The sequence below is a fragment of the Micromonospora sp. WMMD736 genome, assembly GCF_049179015.1.
Lineage (GTDB): Bacteria > Actinomycetota > Actinomycetes > Mycobacteriales > Micromonosporaceae > Micromonospora.
Genome location: NZ_JBMHMI010000001.1, coordinates 6,699,781 through 6,723,391 on the forward strand (window position 1 = coordinate 6,699,781; position 23,611 = coordinate 6,723,391).

The following is a 23,611-nucleotide window of genomic DNA, read 5'->3' on the forward strand; positions in this document are numbered from 1 at the left end:
CAGCAAGATCCCTGAAGTTGCGCGGATCTTGGCGTCGGAGGTGGGGGTCTGGGGGAGGGGGTCAGTGGGGGCGGGAATTGAGGGCTCGACGGAGTTCGGCGAGGAAGCCGTCGAAGTCTTCGCGGAGTCGCTTCGCGGTGACGTGCAGCACGATCCAGTCCTCCCCGAGCAGGCGGTTGAGGCGGCGTCGGTCGCGGTGGAACTGCTCGGGATCGTCGTGCCATAGCCCGTCGTACTCGACAGCGACCTTCAGGTGTGGCCACGCCAGGTCGAGACGGGCCACGAAAATTCCGTCCCGCTCGACCACGAACTGGGTGATCGGCGTCGGCAGCCCGGCGAGCACGATCCGCACGCGAAGTCGGGACTCCGATACCGACTCCGCACCCGCGTCGGCCAGGTCGACCACCCGCATCATGCGTTTCCATCCTCGGACGCCGACCCGTGCCCGGGCGTCTGCCCGCAGCGGTGCGAGCGTCACCAGGTGCTTGTGTGCGAGCCGATCCACGATGGCGACGGCCTCCTCGGTTGGCAGCCACTGGGCCAGATCCCAGCAGGTACGTGTCGGCGTGGTCGCCGGGATGCCCTGTCGAAGCGTGGCGTCGGCCCCGTCGATCGTGCCAACGTGTATGGCGAGCCCGGACACCGGTCCGAACCGCTGGCCGATGGGCACAAGGACATCGACTGGCTCGTTGCCGGCGACCGACGCTGCGCCGAAGAGCGTTGCTGCGCTGCGCCCTGCGATCACCGCACCCGGCGGTAGCACGAGTTGGGCCGCGGCGGCGCAACGAGTGCGATGGGTGATCTCGAGTTGGGCGTCGGCATAGACGTCGCGAAAGAGTGGGCGCCACGCCGAGCTGCGCAGCTCCGCAGGGGTGAGCAGACCGTCCGTGACTGCACGGGACCCACGGAAGACGCGCCCCTGCAACCGTGCCGGACGCCGTGGAGAAGCAGGCATGACGACACCCTGCCGGCCGGGCACACCCACCGACAGCCCCTGTGGATAACCCTCACACGGGACCAGGCGCACCAAGATCCGCGCAACTTCGGTGTTCTTGCTGCTTCCCGATCGCGGGAGGCAGCAGTATCCCCGAAGTTGCGCGGATCTTTACGACGACGACGGCGCTGGGTGCGGGTGCGGGTTGGGGTGGGTTAGGCGGCGGTGGACCAGATGGCGCGGAAGGCGGCGGCTTCGCCGGCCAGCCAGCGCTCGATCTGCTCGGGCCTGGCATCGGCGGGCATGCGGTGGGCCTGACCGCGCCGGACGTCGACCAGGACGGGCTCGGCGTGCGGGAGGACAGCGTCCATGTGGCGGGCCATCAGGTGCAGGGTGGCGAGCACGGATTCCTCGCTCGGCGGCGCCTCGTCGAAGTGCAGTCGGACCGCGTCGGCGTGACCGTCGGCGTGCCGTACGCCGAAATGGGGGTTGATCTTGACGGGTAGGTCGCCGAGCATGGCCAGGGCGTCGCGGGTCTGCGCCAGGTCGAGGGTTGCCGGGTCGCCGAGGGAGTGCAGCCAGGCCGTGGCGCCGGGCACCAGCGCCTGGTAGAGCGGGCGCCAGCGGGGCTTGACCACGTCGACCACGCCGGCCAGGTGGGTGCCGCCGGTGTGGAAGGCGATGTCGGCCTTGAGCGCCTTGACGAACTGGCCGTGCGGGTTGAAGCCGGAGCGGCTGGCGCGCTGCTTGCGCAGCCCACCCACGAAGGTCGCCTTGGTGGGGCCGGTGCGGTCGACGTAGCGGGTGAAGCCGAGCAGGGTGGCGTAGGGCGTCAGGGGCGTGGAGGTGGGCGCGGTCACGGGCGTCCTCCCAGTCGTAATCCTGCAGGTCAGGATCTCTATTAGTACATACATTCTAATCGACGGGTCTGACATTGCCCAGCCAACTTCGGGCTGCGGACGCCCCGCTGTGCGTCTGTTTTTCGCGGCCGCAGATGTCAACAATTGCCAGTTTTGTGACACTTGTGGCGTTAGTGTGCCTTGTGGTTGTTGGGGCTGCTCGCTCGATCACTGCGGGCGACGAGGTTGCGAGGCGGACCATCCGGTCCGACAGTGCCGCGCCCGCTCGCGACGGCTATCTGGACCTGTTGCGCACCGCAGCCCTGGTCCGCGTCGTGCTCTTCCACGTGACCGGTTGGGTCTGGCTGAGCCTGCTGGTGCCGGCGATGGGTCTGATGTTCGGCATCGCCGGTACGTTGATCGCGGCTTCCCTCGATCGCGACGGTCCCCGGGCCGTGTGCAGGCGCCTGCGCCGGCTGCTGCTGCCGTTCTGGGTGTTCGGAGTGATCACGCTGGTGGTGCTCGCCGTCCGGTGGCGGCCGCAGGGCCTGAGCGACTGGGCTGGACTGCTCTGGTGGATCCTGCCCCTGCGGGTGCCTCCGGTGGGCGGCCCGTCCTGGGCCTGGGTCTTCCACATCGGGCTCTGGTACATCGTCACGTACCTCTGGCTGGTGCTGTTGTCGCCGGTCCTGCTACGGGTGTTCCGTCGCTGGCCATGGCCCAGCATCGCGGTCGCCGCCGCCCTGCCGATCGGCCTGCACCTCGCCGGGTTGCGCGCCGGATACTTCGTCGCCGCCTACCTGTCGTGCTGGCTGCTGGGCTACGCCCACCACGACCGGGTGCTGCACCGGGTGCCGTGGCGCTGGTACGCCTGCCTCGTGGCGGGTCTGGCCGTGGCCGGCGGAACCTGGGTCGTCACCGCCATGGTGGCCGGCGTGGCCGTCGACCGGAACCACATCGCGGGCGGCACGACACTGTGGTCGATGGCCCTCGTCGCCGTGCTGTTGAGAGTGCGGCCCCGGCTCGTCGGCCGGACGCCGCCGGGCGCCGTGCTGCGGGTCGTCAACGCGCGGGCGGTCACCATCTACCTCTGGCACATTCCCGCCAGCCTCGGGATGTTCGTGCTGCTCGCGCCGGTGCTGCCGTACACCTCGGCCGCCTCGATCACGCTGCGACTGGCCGGGGTGTGCCTCCTGACCGCCGGCGCGGTGCTGCTGTTCGGCTGGATCGAGGACGTGGCCGCGCGTCGTCCCGCGACTCTGCTCGGTGCGCGGGCACCCGGCGGCGGACGATACCGCCACCGGGCGCGGCACCTCAGAGCTGGCCGACGTCGGTGATCCGGACGACCGCCGCGCCGACCTCGTCCGAGGCGACGAGGTCGACCTCGGCGCTGATGCCCCAGTCGTGGTCGCCGTCCGGGTCGTCGAAGATCTGCCGGACGGTCCACTTCTCCCGGCCCTGCTCGATCATGAGCAGCGCCGGGCCGCGGGCGTCCGGACCCACCCCGATCGAGTCGTACGCCTCGAAGTACGGCGTCAGGGCGTCGGCCCACGCGTCGTAGTCCCAGCCGTCGGCGGAGTCCAGCTCGGCGAGCAGGTCCCAGCGGCGCAGCGCGGCCAGCTCCACCCGGCGGAACAGCGCGTTGCGCACCAGTACCCGGAACGCCCGCGCGTTGCGGGTCACCGCCGGTGGCCGGTCGGTCAGGGCGGCGTGCGCCTGGGCCACCTCGGCCACGTCGGACGGGTTGCGCAGCCGCTCCCACTCGTCGATGAGGCTGGAGTCGACCTGGCGGACCAGCTCACCCAACCACTCGATGAGGTCGATCAGCTCCTCGGTCTTGGCGTCCTCGGGCACGGTCTGGCGCAGCGTCTTGTACGCGTCGGCCAGGTAGCGCAGGACCAGGCCCTCCGAGCGGGTCAGCCCGTAGAACTGCACGTACTCGGTGAAGGTCATGGCCCGCTCGTACATGTCGCGGACGACGGCCTTGGGGGAGAGCTGGTGGTCGGCGACCCAGGGGTGGCCCTGCCGGTACATCTCGTACGCGGCTTCCAGCAACTCGGCGAGCGGCTTCGGGTGGGTCACCTCGTCGAGCAGTTCGAGGCGGGCCTCGTACTCGATGCCCTCGGCCTTCATGGCGGCGACCGCCTCGCCGCGTGCCTTGAACTGCTGCGCGGACAGGATCTGGCGGGGGTCGTCGAGGATCGACTCGATCACGCTCAGCACGTCGAGGGCGTACGACGGTGATTCGGCGTCGAGCAGCTCGATGGCGGCCAGGGCGAGGGGGGAGAGCGGCTGGTTGAGCGCGAAGTCGAGCTGGAGGTCGACGGTGAGCCGCACCCGGCGGCCCGTCTCGTCCGGCTCGGGCAGCTCCTCGACGACCCCACCGGCCCGCAGCGCCCGGTAGATGGCGATGGCCCGGCGGACGTGCCGGCGCTGGGCGGCGGGCTCCTCGTGGTTGTCGGTGAGCAGGTGCCGCATCGCCGCGAACGCGTCACCAGGCCGCCCGATGACGTTGAGCAGCATCGAGTGGCTGACCTGGAAGCTGGACGTCAGCGGCTCCGGCTCGGCCTCCACGAGGCGGTCGAAGGTGGGCTGTCCCCAGCCGATCGAGCCCTCCGGTGGCTTCTTGCGGACCACCTTGCGGCGCTTCTTCGGGTCGTCGCCGGCCTTGGCAAGTGCCTTCTCGTTGTCGATGACGTGCTCGGGGGCCTGCACGACGACCCGACCGATGGTGTCGTACCCGGCCCGGCCGGCCCGCCCGGCGATCTGGTGGAACTCACGGGCCTTGAGCAGGCGGGTGCGGACCCCGTCGTACTTGCTCAGGCCGGTGAAGAGCACCGTACGGATCGGCACGTTGATGCCGACGCCGAGCGTGTCGGTGCCGCAGATGACCTTGAGTAGGCCGGCCTGGGCCAGGGTCTCCACCAGACGGCGGTACTTGGGCAGCATGCCGGCGTGGTGCACGCCGATGCCGTGCCGGACCAGCCGGGACAGCGTCTTGCCGAAGCCGGAGGTGAACCGGAAGCCGCCGATCGCCTGCGCGATCATGTCCTTCTCGGCGCGGGTGCAGACGTTGACGCTCATCAGCGCCTGGGCGCGTTCCAGGGCGGCGGCCTGGGTGAAGTGCACGACGTACACCGGGGCCTGCTTGGTCTCCAGCAGCTCCTCGAGCGTCTCGTGCAGCGGCGTCATCGCGTACGAGAAGATGAGCGGGACCGGCCGCTCGGCCGAGCGCACGACGGCGGTCGGCCGCCCGGTACGCCGGGTGAGGTCGTCGACGAAGCGGGTGGTGTCCCCCAGCGTGGCGGACATCAGGACGAACTGGGCCTGCGGCAGCTCGATGATCGGCACCTGCCACGCCCAGCCCCGATCGGGCTCGGCGTAGAAGTGGAACTCGTCCATGATCACCTGGCCGACGTCGGCCCGGTCGCCCTCGCGCAGCGCCAGGTTGGCCAGGATCTCCGCGGTGCAGCAGATGATCGGGGCGTCGGCGTTGACGCTGGCGTCGCCGGTGAGCATGCCGACGTTCTCGGCGCCGAAGACCTCGCAGAGCGCGAAGAACTTCTCCGACACCAGGGCCTTGATGGGCGCGGTGTAGAACGTCGTCCGGTTGTCGGCCAGGGCCGCGAAGTGCGCCGCGATCGCCACCAGGCTCTTGCCCGAACCCGTGGGCGTGTTCATGATCAGGTTGGCGCCGGAGACGATCTCGATGACCGCCTCCTCCTGGTGGGGATAGAGGTCGAGGCCGCGCTCCTTCGCCCAGCCGGCGAACGCGTCGAAGAGGGTGTCGGGGTCGGCGCTTCTCGGCAGCGCGGCGGTGAGCGTCATAGCGTGTCCATGGTGCCTGGATCATGCCCTCCAGCGCCAACCGGCTCACATTTCAGCGCTGACGCCGCCGGAAGATCAGGTCGGCGACCGGCCGGCCCGCCGTGATCGCGCGCCGTTCGAACTTCGTCACCGGGCGGTGCGCCGGACGGGGCGCGAAGCCGCCGTACACGTCGACCAGCTCCGGGTCCGCGTCCAGGGTTTCCCGCATCGCCTCGGCGTACTCGGCCCAGTCGGTCGCGCAGTGCAGCACCCCGCCGGGCGTCAGCCGGGAGCGCAGCAGCGCCACGTGCGACGGCTGGATGATCCGCCGCTTGTGGTGCCGGGCCTTCGGCCACGGGTCGGGAAAGAACACGTGTACGGCGGCCAGCGACCCCTCCGGCAGGCCGCTGACCAGCTCCAACGCGTCACCCCGAGCCACTCGCACATTCCCCAGGTCAGCGCGGTCCACCAGGTCGAGCAGGTTCGCGATTCCCGGCGTGTGCACCTCGACCGCCAGATAATCTCGATCCGGATCGGCGGCGGCCATCGCGGCCGTGCTGTCGCCCATGCCCGAGCCGATCTCCAGCACCACCGGGGCCCGGCGGCCGAAGAGGGCGGCCAGGTCGACGGGCTCGTCCGACACGTCCAGGCCGTAGGAGGACCAGAGCCGGTCCAGCGCGTCGGTCTGTCGGCCGCTCATCCGCCCCCGACGGGGGTGGAAGGTGCGGATCGTCCGGCCCGTGGACGGGACGGCGGCGGGGTCAGGGTCGGTGATGGTCACAGCGGTCCGAGCGTACGCGACGTCGTCGGCGGATCGGATGTGATGTGCGACCGGGAATGAGAGGATCCGATTGGTACGGCAGGCCGGGCGGTCCGCTGCCCGGCGCGGTCCGACGGCGTCGAGAGGGGGCATCGTGACAGTGACCCGCGGCGGCGTGCTCCTGTCGGTGGCGACCATGCTCGCCATCCCCCTGCTGACCGCCGCTCCCGCGCTCGCCGCCCCTGCTGGGCTGCCGGCCGCCGCTGCCGCGCCCGCGCCGCAGCCCGGAGGCGTGCCGGGCGGCGCGCCGCAGCCCACTCCCGTGGTGGACGTCTTCGTCGAGGTGAGCCCCAGCACCGTGCAGCCCGGCTATCTGGTCGGCATCCGGGCCAGCTGCCGGGACAACTCGATCGGCGCCACCGTCGTCTCGGACGCGTTCGGCGCCGTCGGCGTACAACCGCAGCGCGGTGTGCTCACCGCCGCGCCGATGGTGCGCGAGCGCACCCGCCCCGGCAACTACCGGGTCAAGCTGGAGTGCCCCGACGGCGAGACGGCGTCGACCATGTTGCAGGTGGTCAAGAAGATGCCCTCCCCGCACCCCAGTCGAGGCCCGGCAACCGGCTTCGGTGGCAGCGCCGGGGGGATGACCGGCAGGCTGCTGCTGCCCAGCGGTGCGGCGCTCACCGTCGCCGGGCTGGTCATCGCCGTGGTGGCCCTGCGCCGACCCCGTGGCCTCGGACGCCGCTGAGCCCGCCATGGAGATCTTCCGCCCCACACCGCCGCCGGACGGCTCGCGGCCGCCCACGGGTTCGCCTCCGACCGGCAGCGCCTGGCTGCCCGGCGATGCGCGCCCACCCGCTGTCGCACGCCCGTCCGGCGATGCCCGGCAGTCCGGCGATTCCCGCGCGTCCGCTGGCGTGGAGTCGTCGACGTCCCGCGCGTCGCGTGTCCCCGGCGAGCGGCCGGCGGTGGCCGCCCGTCCGCCGACCGCTGTCGCTCCCCGGCGCAGCCGTCCGACCGGGCGTAGCCCCTGGTCGGTGCCGCTGGCCGTGGTGCTGGTGCTGGTGGGCGTCTTCGCCACCGGCGCGGGACTGGGCCGTTCGGTCGGTCCGCTCGACCTGACCCCGGCCGGCGGCGACCGTCCCGCGCGCAGCGAGACGGTCGGGTTGTCGGCGAGCCGCCCGGTGCGCCTCACCGTCCCGGCGATCAAGGTCTCCGCGCCGGTGGCGCCGGTCGGGCAGGCAGCCGACGGCGCGATCGCCGTACCGCCGCTGGAGAAGCAGAACGAGACCGGCTGGTACGACCGTGGGCCGACACCCGGTGAGCCGGGTCCGGCCGTCATCGTGGGGCACGTGGACACCAAGAGCGGCCCGTCGGTCTTCTACGACCTGGGCAAGCTGAAGCCCGGTGATCTGATCGAGATCGTCCGGGCGGACCGGTCGACGGTGGTGTTCAAGGTCGACACCGTCGAGCGCTTCCCGAAGGACCAGCTGCCCGCCGAGCGCATCTATGGCCACGAGGGTCCGGCGGGGCTCCGGCTCATCACCTGCGGCGGCCAGTTCATCGGCGGTCGCACCGGCTACGCCGAAAACGTGATCGCGTTCGCGACCCTCCAGTCGTCCCGCAAGCCCTGACCCGGGCCGTCCCGGGGTTGATCCACACGAGATCGGTGAAGTGGGGGTGTCCCGGTGGCGCTGACACCCCGGTTTCGCCGAACCCGAGTCGATCATCCGCCCCGACTCAGCGTAGGAAGTCCAGGAGGTGGCGGACGGTCTCGTCGGGGGCCTCCTCCGGGATGAAGTGCCCGGCCGGCACGGGCGCGCCGCGTACGTCGTCGGCCCACTGCCGCCAGATGGCGAGGGGGTCGTCGTAGAGGGTGGCGACCTGTCCGTGCTGGCTCCAGAGAAACAGCAGCGGGCAGGTGATCTTTCGGCGCCCGCGGTCCGCCTGGTCCTGGTCGTAGTCCAGCGTCGCCGCCGCGCGGAACTCCTCGCAGATCGCGTGCACGGTGTCGGGGCGGGTGAACTGCTCGAGGTAGGCCGCCCGTACCTCGGGTGGGAAGGAGTCCTCGACCTCCGGCCAGCTCTGGAGCATGTAGTCGACGAGCGCTTCTGGTGCTGCGGCGATGAACCGCTCGGGCACCGGCTCCGGCGCGGCCAGGAAGGACCAGACCCAGTAGGACAGGCTGAACGCCCTGTCGGCGCGGTCGTAGACGTCCCCGATGGGTACGACGTCCAGGACGGCCAACCGGGTGACGACGTCCGGCGCGTCGAGCGCGAGGCGGTATGCGCACCGGGCGCCGCGATCGTGGCCCACCAGGTGGAACCGGTCGTACCCGAGGCTCCGCATGACCTCGATCTGGTCGCGGGCGATGGCGCGCATGCTGTACGGCTCGTGATCCGGGCTGCTCGGCGGTGTGCCGCTGTCTCCCCAGCCCCGCAGGTCGGTGGCGACGACGGTGAAGTGCTCGGCGAGCCGGGGCGCGACCCTGTGCCACATGAGGTGGGTCTCGGGAATGCCGTGCAGCAGCAGAACGGGAGGCCCGTCACCGCCGCGCCGTCCGTGGATCGTCGCGCCCGTGGTGACGATGTCGAACTCTTCGAACCCGTCGAACATGTCTGGAACCTCCGCGACCCCTCGCTGGCTACTCCGGACCTAGGCGTTGCAGGGCTGAATCTTCACGTCTTTCCCGAGAGACGCCGCCAGTAACTACATGACTGAGTACGGCCTAGTCGACTTGGAACATGGGTTGAATGTGGTTCTTTATGAGCCCCACCTCAACGACGACGACGAAGGTGTGACTTTCTGGGATCGGATCGTCGCCCGCAAAGAGCGTGTCGCACCGGAAACGCCGCTTACGCCGGGAGTGGTTCGCCTTAAGTTTGCGACTATTGGCTTTTCCGCGGTTTATTGCCGAACGGACCCCATAACCGGCATTCTCGGCATGTACAGGGTAGCGAGCCTAGGGGAGTGGCGGGTTCTGCTTTATTCGCACTATGTTCGGACGGGGGAACGCCGTTGTTGCGACCGTGCGAGATAATCCAGGGATGCCCGAACGTTCGAGGTGGTATAAGCGCATCAAGCTTGTTGGCTTCCTGCGAGAGAAGTGGTCTGCGCGCCATGCCAAGAATCTTGTTAAGTCTAAGAGGGTTTCCAAGCCTCGGACCTACAAGCCCATCCACCTTGCGACGTTGATAATGCTGGCCGTCGTGGCTCTAACGGTAACCGCTGTCGCCGCGTGGTTCATGTGGGACGCTGCTCAGGTTCCGGCGAGATTTACGAACTCGCCAGACCTGGCAGTCCGTGCAGCCCAACTACGGGTAGACGTGATTCGGAATATTCTCGCTGTGGGCGCGGGTGCGGGTGGCCTGATCGCACTCTTCGTCGCCTTGCGCAGGCAGTACGTCAAAGAACGCGTGGACCATGCGGACCAAGAATATAAGAACCGGACCGCTGAGGACACCAAACATGACGCGGCAGAGCGCCGAGTAACCGAGTTGTATACCAAAGCTGCTGAGCAGTTGGGTTCTGATAAAGCGCCTGTACGGATGGCCGCTCTCTACGCCTTGGAGCGCATGGGGCAGGGCAATCCTGAGCACAGGCAGACGGTCGTCAACTTGATATGTGCCTATCTGCGGATGCCGTTCAACCCACCGTTCCTCGATCCTGACGATGGTGCGGCGGCAAGCGAAGATAAGGAGAAGCGCCAACAAGAAGAGCAAGTACGGTTGGCTGCTCAAAAGGTGCTATCTGATCACTTGCGGAATAGGGGGACGGTTAGCCTAGAAATGGGGAGGATATTAGAAGAGGACGGGGGTGCTTCCTTCTGGCCGAAGATGTCAATTGACCTGTCGGGTGCTGTGTTATCGAACTTCGACTTTTCAAGCTGTTCTGTTGCGTCGATTCGGATCCAAGACGCCAGATTTTATGGAGTGGCGGTTTTTAGCTCGCTAGTCTCGCATGGGGTCGCCGACTTCTCAAGGACTCAATACTTCTGTCCGGCCTACTTCAGGAAAGCTTTCTTCCTTGATTCACGTTTCCGGGCTGCTCGGTTTTACTATCAGGCCCGGTTTGACAGGACGGAATTCGGCATTGAGTCCGACTTTTCGCATGCAAATTTCGGGGGGCCGACTCGATTTGTTCGAGTGGGCGGCACGTTCAACTTCCGCGAGGCCAAGGCCACGTGGAAACCTTCTGTTCCGCATGTTTGGCCACAGCATTTTGGGCTTGTAAGAGATGATTCCGTTAGTGAGGAAGGCTGGATAATTCGCACCTCACTACCGGATGATGTATCGGATCTTGATTAGACAATTCACCGGTTCCCTGGCGTTGTCTTGCTGCCCCCAAGGGGGATTTATTTGCCAGGTACGTTAGGTGTGTCGGGGCGGAAATCCTCACGGACGTACACGCCACGCCCGGTCACGCCGATGACCAAACCTTGCGCTTCGAGAATCCTGATTGCCTTTTGAACCGTTGTTACCGCAACACCGTATAGCTTCGACAGCTCTGAGTACGACGGCAGTTTGTCACCTGGCGCATACTCACCGCTTCTAATGCGTGACGCCAGGTCGTCAACCATCTGGCGGTATCCGCCGGTCGGTATCGGCATGTTGAGGTTCCTCCGGTTCGGGCAACCTCTATTCGATCATGATCACCAAACGACCTCAACGTCACCGCCCCCTCTGGCACCTCTGGTGCCTAGCACCCCTGGTGTCTAGGATGCGGAGAGCTACCGGAACGTAATCGCAGAGCGACCGGAGAGGCGGAATCATGGCAAATCACAGTAAGCGCGGACCGAAACGACGAATCCTCGGGATGTGGCGGCGGCGTGGTTGCCTCTGTGGCGCTTCTGCCGGCCGGCCCTGTTCCGAGGTACCCCGAGAAGGTCATCTTCCGCCCGGGACCACCGAGAGGGCTTCTGAGTACCCACCGTTCGTGACTCGAGGAACCATCTACCGGTCGAACGGGGATCGTGGTGCCGATCGATGAGCCGATCTCAAGAGCGACCGAGTTGTTCATGGCCAACAGGGTTTTGGACGCTCACTGGACCCGGGCGCTTGACCAACCGTGGCGAGTCGGAGGGTGCCTGGAGTGCCGAGGTCGCAACGATTGTCCGCAGCTCGATTGGGCAATCGAGCTGACGGCGGAAGTAGCTTCGGTCATGTTCCAGAAGCGCTGACTATCGAACGTGGCTGGCGCGGACGGTCAGGGCTGGGGTACGTGCAGGGCCACCTCGAACTCCAGCAGGCTCGCGCCGCTGGACACCGGCGGGCGGGGTTTGTCGCCCTCAGCGGTGGCGTGGGCCTGGCGCGACGGGCCCGAGGCCCAGGCCTGGTACGCCTCGTCGCTCTCCCACCGGGTGTAGACGAAGTAGCGGGTCTCGCCGGCCACCGGGCGCAACAGTTCGAAGCCGAGGAAGCCGGGGGAGCCTTCCACCGCGCCGGCCCGCGCCGCGAACCGCTTCTCCAGCTCGGGGCCGGCCCCGGGCGGGACCTCGATAGCGTTGATCTTCACGACTGCCATGGGTCCACCCTAGCCAGCCCCGACGCCCCGCGGCCCGAGCGCCGGAGGTCAGAACGCCTCGACGGCGGGCACCAGGTCCGCGTCGACGACGATCGGCGCGTGGTCGGAGGGGCCCTTGCCCTTGCGGGCCTCCCGGTCGACGTACGCCGAGCGGACCGCCCGGCTGAACGGCGCGGAGGCGTACACCAGGTCGATCCGCATGCCCTTGTTCTGGTGAAACATTCCGGCGCGGTAGTCCCAGTAGGTGAAGGGGTGCGGCCCCTTCATCGGTGTGGGCACCACGTCGTTGAGGCCGAGGTCGCGCAGCGCGGCGAGGGCGGCCCGTTCGGCCGGGGTGACGTGCGTGGAGTGGGTGAACACCGCCGGGTCCCAGACGTCGGCGTCGGTCGGGGCGACGTTGAAGTCACCGCAGACGGCCAGCGGCAGGCCACCGGCCAGCTCCGCGTCCAGCGCGTCGCGCAGCGCCGCGAACCAGGCGAGCTTGTACGCGTAGTGCGGGTCGTCGGGCGTGCGCCCGTTGGGGACGTACACCGACCAGACCCGCACCCCGTCGCAGGTGGCGGAGATGGCCCGGGCCTCCGGCTCGGGGAAGCCCGGCTCGCCCGCGAAGCCGACGCGGACGTCGTCGAGGCCGACCCGGGACAGGATCGCGACCCCGTTCCACCGGCCGTCGCTGTGGCTGGCCACCGTGTAGCCCAGCTCGCCCACCTCGGCCACCGGGAACGCGCCGTCGGGGCACTTCGTCTCCTGGAGGCAGACGACGTCGGGCCCGGTGCCGGCCAGCCATTCCAGCAGCCGGGGGAGCCGGGCCTTCACCGAGTTCACGTTCCAGGTCGCCAGGCGCATACGTCCACCCTGCCGTATCCGAGGCCGCGACGCCGCCTCAGCCGGGTGCCGTGTCGCCGGCTCGTCGCCGGGTCAGCTGCCGGGAGTGTCGCCGGGGCGGGTCTGTTCGGCCAGGAACCGTTCCAGCTCCGCGCCGAGTTCGTCGGCGGTGGGCAGCGGTCCGGCGTCCGGGGCGAGCAGGCTGCGCTCGCCGCGTCCTCGGGCGAACGCGTCGTACTGCTCCTCCAGGGCCTGGACCAGGGCGGCGGCGTCCTCGGTCTGGGCGACCTGCCGGTCGATCTCCACCCGGACCACCTCGGCGGCTGAGCGCAGGCCGTCGCCGGGCAGCAGCAGGCCGGTGCTGCGGGAGACGGCGCTCAGCAGCACCTCGGCGGCGGCCGGGTACTCGGTCTGCGCCACGTAGTGCGGCACGTGGGCGGCGAAGCCGAGCGCGTCCCGGCCCTGCTCGCCGAGGCGGAACTCCAGCAGGTGGCCGACGCTGCCGGGCACCTGGACCCGTTGCAGCCACGGCTCGTACCCGCTGATCAGCTCGGGACGGGTGGCGTGGGCGGTCACCCCGGTCGGCCGGGTGTGCGGGACCGCCATCGGGATCGAGTTGAGCCCCACGGTGAGCCGTACGTCGAGCCGTGCGGCGAGCCCGGCGATGGCGGCCACGAAACGTTCCCATTGCAGGTCCGGCTCGGGGCCGGTGAGCAGCAGGAACGGCGTCTCGTCGTCGTCGTGCAGCAGGTGCAGCTCCAGTTTCGGCGCGTCGAAGCTCTCCCAGTGGTCCTCGTTGAAGGTCATCACCGGTCGCCGGGAGCGGTAGTCGAAGAGCTGGTCCACGTCGAAGGTGGCGATCGGCCGACCTTCGAGCGAGGTGAGCAATTGCTCGCGGGCCAGCCGGCTGGCGTTGCCGGCGTCCACGAACCCGGTGAGGGCCTGAATCAGGACCGGCTGCCCGAGCTCGGGCAGATCGTCGGTGAGCTGGTAGAGCTCGTGTGGGTCGAGCACCGGTGCGGACCTCCCTGGAATGTGCCTGTTCGGGTGCCGTCGCGACGGACAGCATCCGGTTCGGGCAACGTACCCGCCATCCTGGCGCATTCCTGCGTCGGGCGATCCGTCGCCCGCCCGGTGGGCACGATCGGACGAACCACCCGATTCCGCCGACCGGCCGATGGGCGGTTCGGCCCAAAGGCCGAGTTTGTCGATCATGTCGGGTCGCGCGGACCGATGTCCCTGCCTGTCCGTACCCGTATCGACCTGCACCCGCCGCCGCTTTCCCGAGGTACGCGAGGTTCGTTCCCCGGGCGGGTCGACCGGCCCGGCTCGTCCACCGGGAGGGGCCGATTGTGTGGCGATGACCACGTGATCACCGTGCGTGATCGGGGTTTCCGTCTGCCTAGCCTCGGCTGATGCGTGACGACGGCACCCTCGACGACCCGTACGCCCCGAGTGGCCCCACTGCCGAAACGGAGGAAGGCACCTCAGCCGAACGGACAACCGCCGCGAGTCGGCTTCGGGCGTACGCCCGCGACCTGAGCGCTCGACGTCGGGCCCAGGTGGCGCTGGCCACCGGCGTGGTCTGCTGCCTCGGTCTGACCGCCGCCGTGCAGGTCCGGAGCGACGCCGGCGGTCAGCCGCGCGAGAAGACCGCCGGCGTCGAGCTGGCGGAGCGCGCCGAGCAGCAGGCCGCCTCTCGTGCGCTCGACCGCGCTGCGTCCGCGACCCCGTCGGTGTCCGCGACCCCCGCCGACCCGGACGCCACCCCCCGCACCCGCAAGGTCGCCCCGGCGAAGCCGACCCGCCCGGCCCCGGTCGCCGGCCTGGACCGGACTCAGATGGAGAACGCCGAGGCGATCGTCCGTACCGGCCGCAAGATGGGCATCCCGCGCCGTGGCCTGGTCATCGCCGTGGCGACCGCCATGCAGGAGAGCAACCTCTACAACGTCGCCAGCGGTGTCCTGCCGGAGTCCCAGGACTACCCGCACCAGGGCGTCGGGTGGGACCACGACTCGGTCGGGCTGTTCCAGCAGCGTTCCAGCAGCGGCTGGGGTCCGGTCGGCCGGTTGATGGATCCCGAGTTCGCGACCCGACAGTTCCTCACGGCGCTCGAACAGGTGCCCGGCTGGCAGCAGATGCGCCTCACCGACGCCGCGCAGGCGGTGCAGGTCTCCGCGTACCCCGAGTACTACCAGCAGCACGAATGGCGGGCCACCCGGGTGGTCGACGCCATCGCGCCGACCGGGAGGTAGCCTACCGACCACTATGGACGGTGAGGGTTGAGGCTGTCGCGTCCCGGGTACATCCGTTGCGGGTTCGGGGTACACATGATTGAGGGATCACCGACAGGAGGACGTTATGTCTCTGATGCAGCGGATCAGCACCTTCCTGAGATCGCCCAAGGGTCAGCAACTGGTGGACCGGGGTCGGCGCGAGCTGGCCAAGCCGGAGAACCAGCAGAAGCTCAAGGGTTTGGCCACCCGGCTGTCCAACCGCCGTCGCTGACCGCGCCACCGGCCGTCCTGCCCGTACCCACCCCTGGGGAGACCCGGTGACCGACACCCCGCCCGTCGGCGGTCAACCCGCCGCGCCCACCCCCGAGCCGTCGGCCGACCTGCCGGCCACGCCCGAAGGCCCGCCGGCGCGGCTGTGGGACCGGATGCGTGACGATCCGCAGTACGCCCCGGAGCACCTCGCGCTGGAGGCGGTGCGCCGACTCGGGCCGGAGGCCGCGCAGTGGGCCGCCCGGGCCCGCCACGACCACCCCGGCATCTCGCCGGAGGCCCTGGCCGACCAGGCGGTCCGCAAGTTCGTCAACCTCGCCCGGCTGTCCGGGGCGGTCTCCGGCGCGGCCGGGCTGCCCGGCGCGGTCCTCGACGTCGGCGTGCTGGCCTGGACCCAGGCGCGGATGGTCCTGCACATCGCCGCCGCGTACGACGTCGACCCGCTGCACAGCGACCGGGCCACCGATCTGCTCGTGCTGCAACGGGTGCACAAGGTCGCCGAGAGCGCCCGCCTGGCGCTCGGGGTGGCCGCCGGCCGGGAACGCGCCGACGCGCTCTTCGGCCTGGGTGGCCAGCGTCCGCTGGGCCGGATCATGTGGCAACTCGGCGTCCGGCTCGCCCAGATGGCCGGTGTGCGGGCGGCCAAGCGAGTCGTCGCCAAGATCGTCCCGGGAGCGGCGATCGTGCTCGGCACCTGGGCCAACTCGTCCGCCACGAAGGACCTCGCCGAGCGCTCGCGGGCGCTCTACGGTCGCCGGGGTACCGCCGTTCCGGAGCCCCGCCGCCCCTGATCCGCCATCTCGCGCGGGCTGACCTCAATCGGCCAGCCCGGAAGCGCGCCAGGTCACCTCGGCCAGTCGGTCCTGACCGCTGGCGTTGGGGTGGAACCAGTCCAGCGGGTTGAGCAGATCCAGGGTGAAGCGGACCCGGTGCGCGGCGCCGCCGTCGTGCCGGCACCGCGAGCCGTACGCCCGGCAGGCCGCCACCAACTGCACGTTGTACGCGTCGATCCGTTCCCGGACGGCGGCCCGGCGGGCCTTGTCGGCGGGCGCGTCCGACGTCGCGTTGGCCAGCAGCGCCGGGCAGATGCCTCGCTTCCACGCGCGCGTCGCCCGCCCGTCGTCGTGCCCGACCTCCCAGAGCCGGTACAGGTCGGGGATGCTCACCACCAGCACCCGGGCCTTCGGCCGGCCGGTGCGCAACGCCCGTAGGCCCCGGTCGACGTCGGTCCGGAAGGTGGTCACCGGGGTCATCGCGTCCACTCCGCCCCGGCAGATGTCGTTGGCGCCGATCAGCACGGTGACGTAGTCGACGCGGTCACGTACCGCTGCCTGGGCCTGGCCTTCGAGGGCGTCCGCACGAGCGCCGGGCCGTGCGTGGTTGTACGCCCGGCCGCGGATCGCGGAGTCCTGGTCGAGCAGTCGCCGGTAGTGGCTGTCCACCCGCAGACCGTCCCCGGTGGACCAGGAGTTGCGCTCGCAGGAGGTGAGGACCAGACAGGAGGCGAAGCCGGTGCTGATCGAGTCGCCGAGCGCGGCGATGCCGCCGGGACCGCCGGACGACGGCGTGCTCTTCGTGGGGCGCGGTGCCGCCGATGTGCCACCCTCGCAGGCCAGTGCCACCAGCGCGGCGAGGCAGGCCAGGGCGGCGATCCAGCGTCGAGGCATGACATCCCCTGTCTCGCAGCACAGAGCGACAGCGCGGTAACTCTATGCGCTGGACCCGCTCGGGCGGGAAGTTGCTGTCGGGTATGCGGCGAAGAGGCCTCGGACCTGCTGTCGGGATGCTATAAGTGCCGCCGCGCCAGGAGTCGCCGGTCACCGGTTAACACCCCCGATCGCGGGTAGATCGTGGGGTATGACGAGGTCGCAGCCCCGGCGCGCCCGTGGCACGGTCGGCCACGCGTACAGCGCCCTCAACCTCCGGCTCACCCTCGCCAGCTTCGGGCTGGTGATCATGGTGATCTTCGCGGTGCTGGCGTTCTGGGCCGGGATCGCCTGGCTCGGCGTGCTCTGCGCGATCTTCGCGGTGGTCGCCGTGGTCGATCTGGTCGTGATCCAACGCCGTCGCGCCGCCCGCCGCCGCGAGGAGCCGGGCGTACGACACTCGCTGTTCGAGTGACAGGAGAAGCTGAATGCCGCACATCGCCACCACCAACCCCGCCACCGGTCAGGTGCTCAAGACCTACGAGGCGATGTCCACCGAACAGCTCGACGCCGCCATCGAGCGCACCGACCTCGCGTACCGGCAACTGCGCCGCACAGGCGTCGACGAGCGCGCCCGGTGGATGAACGCCGCCGCCGACCTCCTCGATGCCGAGCGGGACGAGATCGCCCGGATCATGACGACGGAGATGGGCAAGACGTACGCCTCCGCGCAGGCCGAGGTCACCAAGTGCGCCACCGCCGCCCGCTTCTACGCCGAGAAGGCCCCGGCCTTCCTCGCCGACGAGCCGGCCGACGCCGCCGCCGTGAAGGCGACCCGGGCGTTCATCCGCTACCAGCCGATCGGCGTGGTGCTCGCGGTGATGCCGTGGAACTTCCCGCTCTGGCAGGTGATGCGCTTCGCCGCCCCGGCGCTGATGGCCGGCAACACCGGCCTGCTCAAGCACGCCTCGAACGTGCCGCAGACCGCGCTGCTGCTGGAGGACGTCTTCCGTCGCGCCGGCTTCCCGGAGGGCGCGTTCACCACCCTGCTGGTCGGCTCGGACGCCGTCGAGCGCATCCTGGCCGACCCCCGGGTACGCGCCGCGACCCTCACCGGCAGCGAGGCGGCCGGGCGGTCCATCGCGCAGGTCGCCGGGCGGGAACTCAAGAAGACGGTGCTGGAGCTGGGCGGCAGCGACCCGTTCGTGGTGATGCCCTCGGCGGACCTGGACCGGGCCGCCGAAGTCGCCACCACCGCCCGCTGCCAGAACAACGGCCAGTCCTGCATCGCCGCCAAGCGGTTCATCGTGCACACCGACGTCTTCGACGCGTTCGCCGAGAAGTTCGCCGCGAACATGGCCGCGCTGCGCGTCGGCGACCCGATGGACGCGGACACCGACGTCGGGCCGCTGGCCAGCGAGCACGGCCGCGACGAGGTGCACGCCCAGGTACGCGACGCGGTGGAGAACGGCGCGACGGTGCTCTGCGGCGGTGAGCTGCCCACCGGCGACGGGTGGTTCTATCCGCCGACCGTCGTCACCGACCTGACCCCGCAGATGCGGATGTGGTCCGAAGAGGTGTTCGGGCCGGTAGCCGGCCTGTACCGGGTGTCGTCCTACGACGAGGCCATCGAGGTGGCCAACGGCACCAGCTTCGGGCTCGGGTCGAACGCCTGGACCAGGGACGCGGCCGAGCAGGAGCGCTTCGCCACCGACCTGGACGCCGGCAACGTCTTCGTCAACGGCATGACCACCTCGTACCCGGAGCTGCCGTTCGGCGGCGTGAAGAACTCCGGGTACGGGCGGGAGCTGTCCGAGCTGGGCATGCGGGAGTTCTGCAACACCAAGACGGTGTGGGTGGGCGAGGGGGCGGCGTCGGCCGGCGCGGGCGCGCACGCCGAATAGCACGCATCACCGGACGTCGTCGTGGGTAGGAGGTGCGCCCATGACGACGTTCGGGTTCCACGCCTCCCACGAGCAGATCGACCCCCGCGCCCTGCTGGAAGCGGTGATGCACGCCGAGCGGGCCGGCTTCGACGCCGCCATGTGCTCCGACCACTTCTCCCCGTGGAGCGCCCGGCAGGGCGAGTCCGGCTTCGCCTGGTCCTGGCTGGGCGCCGCCCTACAGGCCACCGGCCTGCCGTTCGGCGTCGTCAACGCCCCCGGTCAGCGGTACCACCCGGCGATCATCGCGCAGGCGATCGGCACCCTGGGCGCGATGTACCCGGGCCGGTTCTGGGCCGCCCTGGGCACCGGCGAGGCCAGCAACGAGCACATCACCGGCGACGCGTGGCCCCGCAAGGACGTCCGCTCCGCCCGGCTGCGGGAGTGCGTGGACGTCATCCGGGCGCTGCTGGCCGGTGAGGAGGTCAGCCACGACGGCCTGGTCCGCGTGGACCGGGCCCGGCTGTGGACCCGCCCCGAGGAGCCGCCCGCGCTGGTCGGGGCCGCCGTCAGCGTGGCCACCGCCCGCTGGTGCGCCGAGTGGGCCGACGGCCTGATCACCGTGAACGCTCCCGTGGAGCACCTGCGCGCGATGATCGACGCGTACCGGGACGCCGGCGGCCGTGGCCCGCTGCACCTCCAGGTGCACGTCTCCTGGGCGCCCGAGCAGGCACAGGCGGAGGCGATCGCGTACGACCAGTGGCGCAGCAACGTCTTCGCCCCGCCGGTCTGCTGGGACCTGGAGACCGTGGAGCACTTCGACGAGGTGTCCGCCGACGTACCCGCCCAGCGGGTCGCCGAGGTGGTGAACGTCTCGGCGGACCTGGGCCGGCACGTCGGCTGGCTGGAGGAGTACCTGGCGCTCGGCTTCGACCAGATCGCCCTGCACCACGTCGGGCAGGAGCAGCGCGGGTTCATCGACGCGTTCGGCGCCGAGGTGCTGCCGAAGCTGCGCCCGGCCGGCTGATCGGGCGTCGACGAGGCGACCCACAGCGACCCCTAGGCTCGTATCCCATGGAAAGCCTGTTTCCGGTCGTCGTCTTCCTGGCGATCGCCACCCTGGGCGCGGCGCTGGCCCGCCGGCTCGGCCTGCTCGCGCCGATCCTGCTCGTCGTACTCGGATTGGCCCTGTCCTTCGTTCCGGGCTTCCCGCAGATCCACCTCGAGCCGGAGCTGGTGCTGATCGGCATCCTGCCGCCGTTGCTGTACGTCGCGGCGCTGGAGACGTCGGTGCCGGCGTTCAAGAACAACATCCGGCCGATCCTGCTGCTCGCGGTGGGTCTGGTGCTGTTCACCGCGTTCGCGGTGGGCGTCGTGCTGCACCTGCTGCTGCCGCAGGTGCCGTTCGCGATCTGTCTGGCCCTCGGCGCGGTGGTCGCCCCGCCGGACGCGGTGGCCGCCACGGCGGTCGCGCGCCGCGTCGGCCTGCCCCGCCGGGTGGTCACCATCCTGGAGGGGGAGAGCCTCGTCAACGACGCCACCGCGCTGGTGCTGCTGCGCGTCGCGACCATGGCCACCATCGGCTCGACGGTCGGTGCGGCGGACGTGGCCGTCGAGGTGCTGCGCGCGACCGGTGGCGGCATCCTGATCGGCGCCCTCGGGGCGGTCGTCTTCGGCTTCCTGCACCGGCGGATCAGCGACCCGCTGCTGGACAACGCGCTGTCGTTGATCATTCCGTTCGCGGTGGTGTTCACCGCCGAGCACGTGCACGCCTCCGGTGTGGTCGCCGTGGTCGTGACCGGCCTGGCCCTCGGCCACAAGCTGCCGCAACTGCTGTCGGCGGCGTCCCGATTGCAGGTCGGGGCGTTCTGGCGGCTGGTGCGGTTCCTCCTCGAAGGGCTGGTCTTCCTCCTGGTCGGGCTGCAACTGCGGGACGTGCTGGGGGACCTGCACGAGCCGGCCGGCTCCCTCGCCCTGATCACCGTCGCGGTGCTGGCCACCGTCTTCCTGACCCGTTTCGTCTGGCTCTTCCCGGCCACCTACCTGGCCCGGCTGGTCCCCCGGATCCGCCGCCGGGACGCCGCCCCGTCCCCGAAGATCCCGATCATCATCGGCTGGGCCGGGATGCGCGGCGTGGTGACGCTCGCCGCCGCTCTGGCCCTGCCGCTGACGCTGGCCGAGGACGAGCCGTACCCGCGGGCCCTGTTCATCTGGCTGGCCTTCGCGGTGATCGTGGTCACCCTGGTCGGCCAGGGGGCCACCCTTCCGCTGGTCGCCCGTCGCCTGAAACTGCCCCAGGACGACCCCGTGCAGGACGCGTTGTCCGCCGCGGGCGTGCAGCAGCAGGCCAGCCGGGCAGCGCGGGACCGCCTGGAGGAACTGGCCGACAGCGCGCCGGCGCCCGTGGTGGACCGGCTGCGCCGGGTCCAGGAGGACCGCACCAACATGGCCTGGGAACGGCTCGGCGGCGACGAGCGGGAAACCCCCTCGCAGGCGTACGGTCGGCTGCGACAAGAGATGATCGACGCCGAGCGCGACGTCTTCCGGGCGGCCCGGGACTCCGGTCGTATCCCCGAGGAGGTACTGGTGCGGGCCTATCGTGACCTGGACCTGGAAGAGTCGCTGCTGCGGCAGGAGGTGGAACAGTGAGCTGTCAGCACCTGACCGAGGCCGGCACCGCCGAGCCCCGTACCCCCGACGAGTGCGCCGACTGCGTCGCCATCGGCAACACCTACTGGGTGCACCTGCGTACCTGCCTGAGCTGTGGGCAGGTCGGCTGCTGCGACTCGTCGCCGAACCAGCACGCGAGCAAGCACTTCGCGTCCACCGGTCACCCGGTGATCCGCTCGGCGCAGCCGGGCGAGGCGTGGCGTTGGTGCTTCGTCGACGAGGAGATCGGCTGACGCTCAGTCGAGCCGGCGCACGAGCAGCTGCCCCGGCCACGGCTCACGCCCCGACCGGACCACGGTGAACGGTTCGGTCGGGGTGAAGCCGCAGCCCTCGTAGAACCGGACGAGCGCCCGGTCGTCGCCGCCGTAGCAGTCCACCCGCAACAGCCCGAGCCCTCGTGCCCGGGCCAGTTCGGCGGCGTGCTCCAACAGCCGGGCCCCGATCCCCAACCCGGCGTACGCCCGGTCGGTGACCAGCAGCCGGACGTACAGCTCCGGCTCGGTGGCGGGCGGAACGTGTTCGGTGGCGGCGCCCACCACCAGCGCGCCGACCGGGCGGTCGCCCCGCATCGCCAGGTGCAGGTCGCCACTCGCGGCCCACTCCCTCGCGCGGGCGATCTGGCCGGAATCGGTGGACGGCAACCGGGTGCCCCACTGCCCGGTCCGGCCGCGCTCGACGAGCCAGGTGGTGGCGACGTCGAGCAGCCGCAACACCGCCGGGGCGTCGTCCGGGCCGCCGAGGCGGACGGTGATGGTCGACTGATCGGTCATGCCCGGCATCCTGCTACACCCGACGGGTGGCCAGTGCCCGCCGGGTCAGCGTCGGGGTGATCAGACCCGTCACGGTGAACAGGCCGGCGACGGCCAGCCAGCCGACCGTCCCACCGTCCAGGACGACAAGCGTCAGCAGGGCCGGGGCGACGGCGCGGGCCAGGCCGGCGAGCATCCCGTCCGCCCCCTGGTACGCGCCGACGGCGTCCGGCGGGGCGAGGTCGTAGGCCAGCCCGGCCCCGGCAGCGGCGTGCCACAGGTCGCCGGCGGTGTAGACGGCGGTGGCAACCAGGAGGAGCATGACCGCCGCCGTGGTCGGGAGGGCGACCGTGGCGGCGTAGAGCAGCATCGCGGTGCCCAGTACCAGGCCGGCACGGCGCATCGTCGCCGCCGCGGGGACTGCGGCGTCCGCGCCCCGGCTCAGCCGCACCGCCAGCAGGACGGTCAGCAGCGTGTTGGTCAGCAGCACCGCCGACACGACCGGCGGTGGCGCTGCGACCACGGTCACCGCCCACAGCGGCACCACCAGCGTGAGGACGGTCTGGTGCAGGGCGAGGACCGCCGACGCGCCGCTCACGACGAGGAACCGGCCGTCGCGCAGCGGACCTGGCCGGCGCGGGGCAGCGCCTGTCGAGGCACGCGGCGTCGGCGGGTAGGCCGGCAGTCGCAAAAGCAGCGTCGCCGACACGAGATAGGTGGCCGCGTTGCCGACCACCAACAACTGGTACGCATGGTGCGTGTCTGCGGCCAACGCGAAGGCGGCCAGCCCGGCCCCGGCCGCGATGCCCAGGTTCGCCACTGCCCGCAGCGCGGCGAAGGCGTACACCCGCCGCTGCGGGCCGGCGACGGCCGCGACCAGCGCGGCGCGAACCGCGAGGTTGCCCGAGGCCAGCAGCAGCTCGAGGACCGCGACGACCAGGAATACCGGGAACGAGTCGACCAGCAGGTACGTCGCCGCCACGGCCGCTTGCAGGACCTGGAGCGCGGCCCGAAGCGTGCGCGGGTCGCGCCGATCGGCCAGGGCGCCGAGCGGCACACTGGCGGTCAGCCCGACCAGGCCGGCGACGCTGAGCCCGGTGCCCACCTGGACCGCGGACAGCCCCACGTCCCGGGTGAGATAGAGAGCCGCCCCGGTCAGCCACAAGCCGGCACCGACCGAGTTCGCCAGGGTGGCGAGGGCGAGGGTGCGCAACCGCCCCGGCGGAGGCAACGGCGAGACGCCCCGCATCAGCGCGAGATAAACGCGGCGGAGGCCAGAGCGATGCCCCGGTCGCTGTCGCAGGCTGAGTCGTTGACGGTAGCCAGCTCGTTGTTGGTGGCCGGGTCGCTCGCGATGACCAGTTCGCTGTCCCTGGCCGGGGCCCTGGTGGTGGCGTGGTGGTGCTCGGTGGCCCGCTGTAACGTGTCGCCATTGACCGTCATGATCGCGACGTTAGGCAGGCTGGAC

Annotated in this window: 25 protein-coding genes; 12 read left to right on the top strand and 13 right to left on the bottom strand. The window is 70.4% G+C overall.

The features are described from left to right. Positions 1–61 precede the first annotated feature (61 nt). Together ACN269_RS30415 and ACN269_RS30420 are read right to left on the bottom strand one after the other, a co-directional pair. Positions 62–643 (bottom strand): hypothetical protein, encoded by a 582-nt coding sequence (locus ACN269_RS30415; RefSeq protein WP_421475669.1) that lies wholly within the window; start codon positions 641–643, stop codon positions 62–64. A gap of 506 nt (positions 644–1,149) precedes the next feature. Next, a complete protein-coding gene (locus ACN269_RS30420; protein ID WP_421475670.1) occupies positions 1,150–1,794 on the bottom strand; it encodes a hypothetical protein in 645 nt (214 codons plus the stop codon). A 134-nt stretch (positions 1,795–1,928) separates the two neighbouring features. Here ACN269_RS30420 and ACN269_RS30425 point away from each other — a divergent pair, with 134 nt between their 5' ends. Then, positions 1,929–3,110: an acyltransferase family protein gene (locus ACN269_RS30425; RefSeq protein ID WP_421475671.1), complete on the top strand. Its 1,182-nt coding sequence runs from the start codon at positions 1,929–1,931 to the stop codon at positions 3,108–3,110. Here ACN269_RS30425 and ACN269_RS30430 read toward each other — a convergent pair. Next, complete coding sequence (locus tag ACN269_RS30430) at positions 3,088–5,601, bottom strand: DEAD/DEAH box helicase (RefSeq protein ID WP_421475672.1); 2,514 nt, start codon at positions 5,599–5,601, stop codon at positions 3,088–3,090. The genes ACN269_RS30425 and ACN269_RS30430 overlap by 23 nt on opposite strands. Positions 5,602–5,653: 52 nt before the next feature. Beyond that, complete coding sequence (trmB, locus tag ACN269_RS30435) at positions 5,654–6,361, bottom strand: tRNA (guanosine(46)-N7)-methyltransferase TrmB (RefSeq protein ID WP_421475673.1); 708 nt, start codon at positions 6,359–6,361, stop codon at positions 5,654–5,656. A gap of 130 nt (positions 6,362–6,491) precedes the next feature. Here trmB and ACN269_RS30440 point away from each other — a divergent pair, with 130 nt between their 5' ends. Together ACN269_RS30440 and ACN269_RS30445 are read left to right on the top strand one after the other, a co-directional pair. Further along, positions 6,492–7,088 (top strand): hypothetical protein, encoded by a 597-nt coding sequence (locus ACN269_RS30440; RefSeq protein WP_421476652.1) that lies wholly within the window; start codon positions 6,492–6,494, stop codon positions 7,086–7,088. Between the two features lie 220 nt (positions 7,089–7,308). After that, entirely contained in the window at positions 7,309–7,974 is a 666-nt protein-coding gene (locus ACN269_RS30445) for a class F sortase (protein ID WP_421476654.1), read from the top strand. 106 nt (positions 7,975–8,080) lie between these two features. On the opposite strand, the gene ACN269_RS30450 is transcribed toward ACN269_RS30445, so the two are convergent. After that, the gene (locus ACN269_RS30450) at positions 8,081–8,956 is read right to left on the bottom strand and encodes an alpha/beta fold hydrolase (RefSeq protein WP_421475674.1); all 876 of its coding nucleotides are present in this window, start codon (positions 8,954–8,956) and stop codon (positions 8,081–8,083) included. A gap of 431 nt (positions 8,957–9,387) precedes the next feature. Here ACN269_RS30450 and ACN269_RS30455 point away from each other — a divergent pair, with 431 nt between their 5' ends. After that, the gene (locus ACN269_RS30455; RefSeq protein ID WP_421475675.1) at positions 9,388–10,647 is read left to right on the top strand and encodes a hypothetical protein; all 1,260 of its coding nucleotides are present in this window, start codon (positions 9,388–9,390) and stop codon (positions 10,645–10,647) included. A 47-nt stretch (positions 10,648–10,694) separates the two neighbouring features. Here the strand turns inward: ACN269_RS30455 and ACN269_RS30460 are convergent, their stop codons facing one another. From ACN269_RS30460 to ACN269_RS30475, 4 genes are all read right to left on the bottom strand, one after another. Then, on the bottom strand, positions 10,695–10,949 hold the full coding sequence (locus ACN269_RS30460) for a winged helix-turn-helix domain-containing protein (RefSeq protein WP_421475676.1): 255 nt from the start codon (positions 10,947–10,949) through the stop codon (positions 10,695–10,697). Positions 10,950–11,545: 596 nt separating this feature from the next. Beyond that, on the bottom strand, positions 11,546–11,863 hold the full coding sequence (locus tag ACN269_RS30465; RefSeq protein WP_421475677.1) for an antibiotic biosynthesis monooxygenase family protein: 318 nt from the start codon (positions 11,861–11,863) through the stop codon (positions 11,546–11,548). Between the two features lie 48 nt (positions 11,864–11,911). Next, entirely contained in the window at positions 11,912–12,709 is a 798-nt protein-coding gene (locus ACN269_RS30470; RefSeq protein ID WP_421475678.1) for an exodeoxyribonuclease III, read from the bottom strand. Between the two features lie 72 nt (positions 12,710–12,781). Beyond that, positions 12,782–13,702, bottom strand: a complete 921-nt coding sequence (locus ACN269_RS30475) for a proteasome assembly chaperone family protein (RefSeq protein ID WP_421475679.1) — start codon at positions 13,700–13,702, stop codon at positions 12,782–12,784. A 401-nt stretch (positions 13,703–14,103) separates the two neighbouring features. On the opposite strand from ACN269_RS30475, the gene ACN269_RS30480 reads away from it, so the two are divergent. From ACN269_RS30480 to ACN269_RS30490, 3 genes are all read left to right on the top strand, one after another. Beyond that, on the top strand, positions 14,104–14,943 hold the full coding sequence (locus ACN269_RS30480) for a peptidase M23 (protein ID WP_421475680.1): 840 nt from the start codon (positions 14,104–14,106) through the stop codon (positions 14,941–14,943). Positions 14,944–15,049: 106 nt separating this feature from the next. After that, positions 15,050–15,196 carry a hypothetical protein gene (locus ACN269_RS30485; protein ID WP_355237852.1) on the top strand — a complete coding sequence of 49 codons (147 nt, stop codon included), beginning with the start codon at positions 15,050–15,052 and terminating at the stop codon, positions 15,194–15,196. A gap of 46 nt (positions 15,197–15,242) precedes the next feature. After that, positions 15,243–15,986: an EcsC family protein gene (locus ACN269_RS30490; protein WP_421475681.1), complete on the top strand. Its 744-nt coding sequence runs from the start codon at positions 15,243–15,245 to the stop codon at positions 15,984–15,986. Positions 15,987–16,010: 24 nt separating this feature from the next. Here ACN269_RS30490 and ACN269_RS30495 read toward each other — a convergent pair whose 3' ends face one another. Continuing rightward, positions 16,011–16,862 carry a GDSL-type esterase/lipase family protein gene (locus ACN269_RS30495; RefSeq protein ID WP_421475682.1) on the bottom strand — a complete coding sequence of 284 codons (852 nt, stop codon included), beginning with the start codon at positions 16,860–16,862 and terminating at the stop codon, positions 16,011–16,013. A 190-nt stretch (positions 16,863–17,052) separates the two neighbouring features. Here ACN269_RS30495 and ACN269_RS30500 point away from each other — a divergent pair, with 190 nt between their 5' ends. The 5 genes from ACN269_RS30500 to ACN269_RS30520 are packed head-to-tail and all read left to right on the top strand — an operon-like array spanning position 17,053 to position 21,627. Further along, a complete protein-coding gene (locus tag ACN269_RS30500; RefSeq protein WP_203149328.1) occupies positions 17,053–17,316 on the top strand; it encodes a DUF6343 family protein in 264 nt (87 codons plus the stop codon). Positions 17,317–17,329: 13 nt separating this feature from the next. Continuing rightward, positions 17,330–18,745: an NADP-dependent succinic semialdehyde dehydrogenase gene (locus ACN269_RS30505; protein ID WP_421475683.1), complete on the top strand. Its 1,416-nt coding sequence runs from the start codon at positions 17,330–17,332 to the stop codon at positions 18,743–18,745. 40 nt (positions 18,746–18,785) lie between these two features. After that, a complete protein-coding gene (locus ACN269_RS30510) occupies positions 18,786–19,751 on the top strand; it encodes a TIGR03885 family FMN-dependent LLM class oxidoreductase (RefSeq protein WP_421475684.1) in 966 nt (321 codons plus the stop codon). Between the two features lie 47 nt (positions 19,752–19,798). Next, entirely contained in the window at positions 19,799–21,373 is a 1,575-nt protein-coding gene (locus ACN269_RS30515) for a Na+/H+ antiporter (protein WP_421475685.1), read from the top strand. After that, on the top strand, positions 21,370–21,627 hold the full coding sequence (locus tag ACN269_RS30520) for a UBP-type zinc finger domain-containing protein (protein ID WP_421475686.1): 258 nt from the start codon (positions 21,370–21,372) through the stop codon (positions 21,625–21,627). Before ACN269_RS30515 ends, ACN269_RS30520 begins: the two co-directional genes overlap by 4 nt. 3 nt (positions 21,628–21,630) lie before the next feature. On the opposite strand, the gene ACN269_RS30525 is transcribed toward ACN269_RS30520, so the two are convergent. Genes ACN269_RS30525 through ACN269_RS30535 form a run of 3 tightly spaced genes read right to left on the bottom strand, consistent with a single transcriptional unit; the run spans position 21,631 to position 23,586 of the window. Further along, on the bottom strand, positions 21,631–22,164 hold the full coding sequence (locus ACN269_RS30525; RefSeq protein WP_421475687.1) for a GNAT family N-acetyltransferase: 534 nt from the start codon (positions 22,162–22,164) through the stop codon (positions 21,631–21,633). Between the two features lie 13 nt (positions 22,165–22,177). Beyond that, positions 22,178–23,392, bottom strand: coding sequence for an MFS transporter (locus tag ACN269_RS30530; RefSeq protein WP_421475688.1), 1,215 nt, complete (start codon positions 23,390–23,392; stop codon positions 22,178–22,180). Then, positions 23,392–23,586, bottom strand: a complete 195-nt coding sequence (locus ACN269_RS30535; RefSeq protein WP_421475689.1) for a hypothetical protein — start codon at positions 23,584–23,586, stop codon at positions 23,392–23,394. The genes ACN269_RS30530 and ACN269_RS30535 overlap by 1 nt, the downstream gene beginning before the upstream one ends. Positions 23,587–23,611 lie beyond the last annotated feature (25 nt).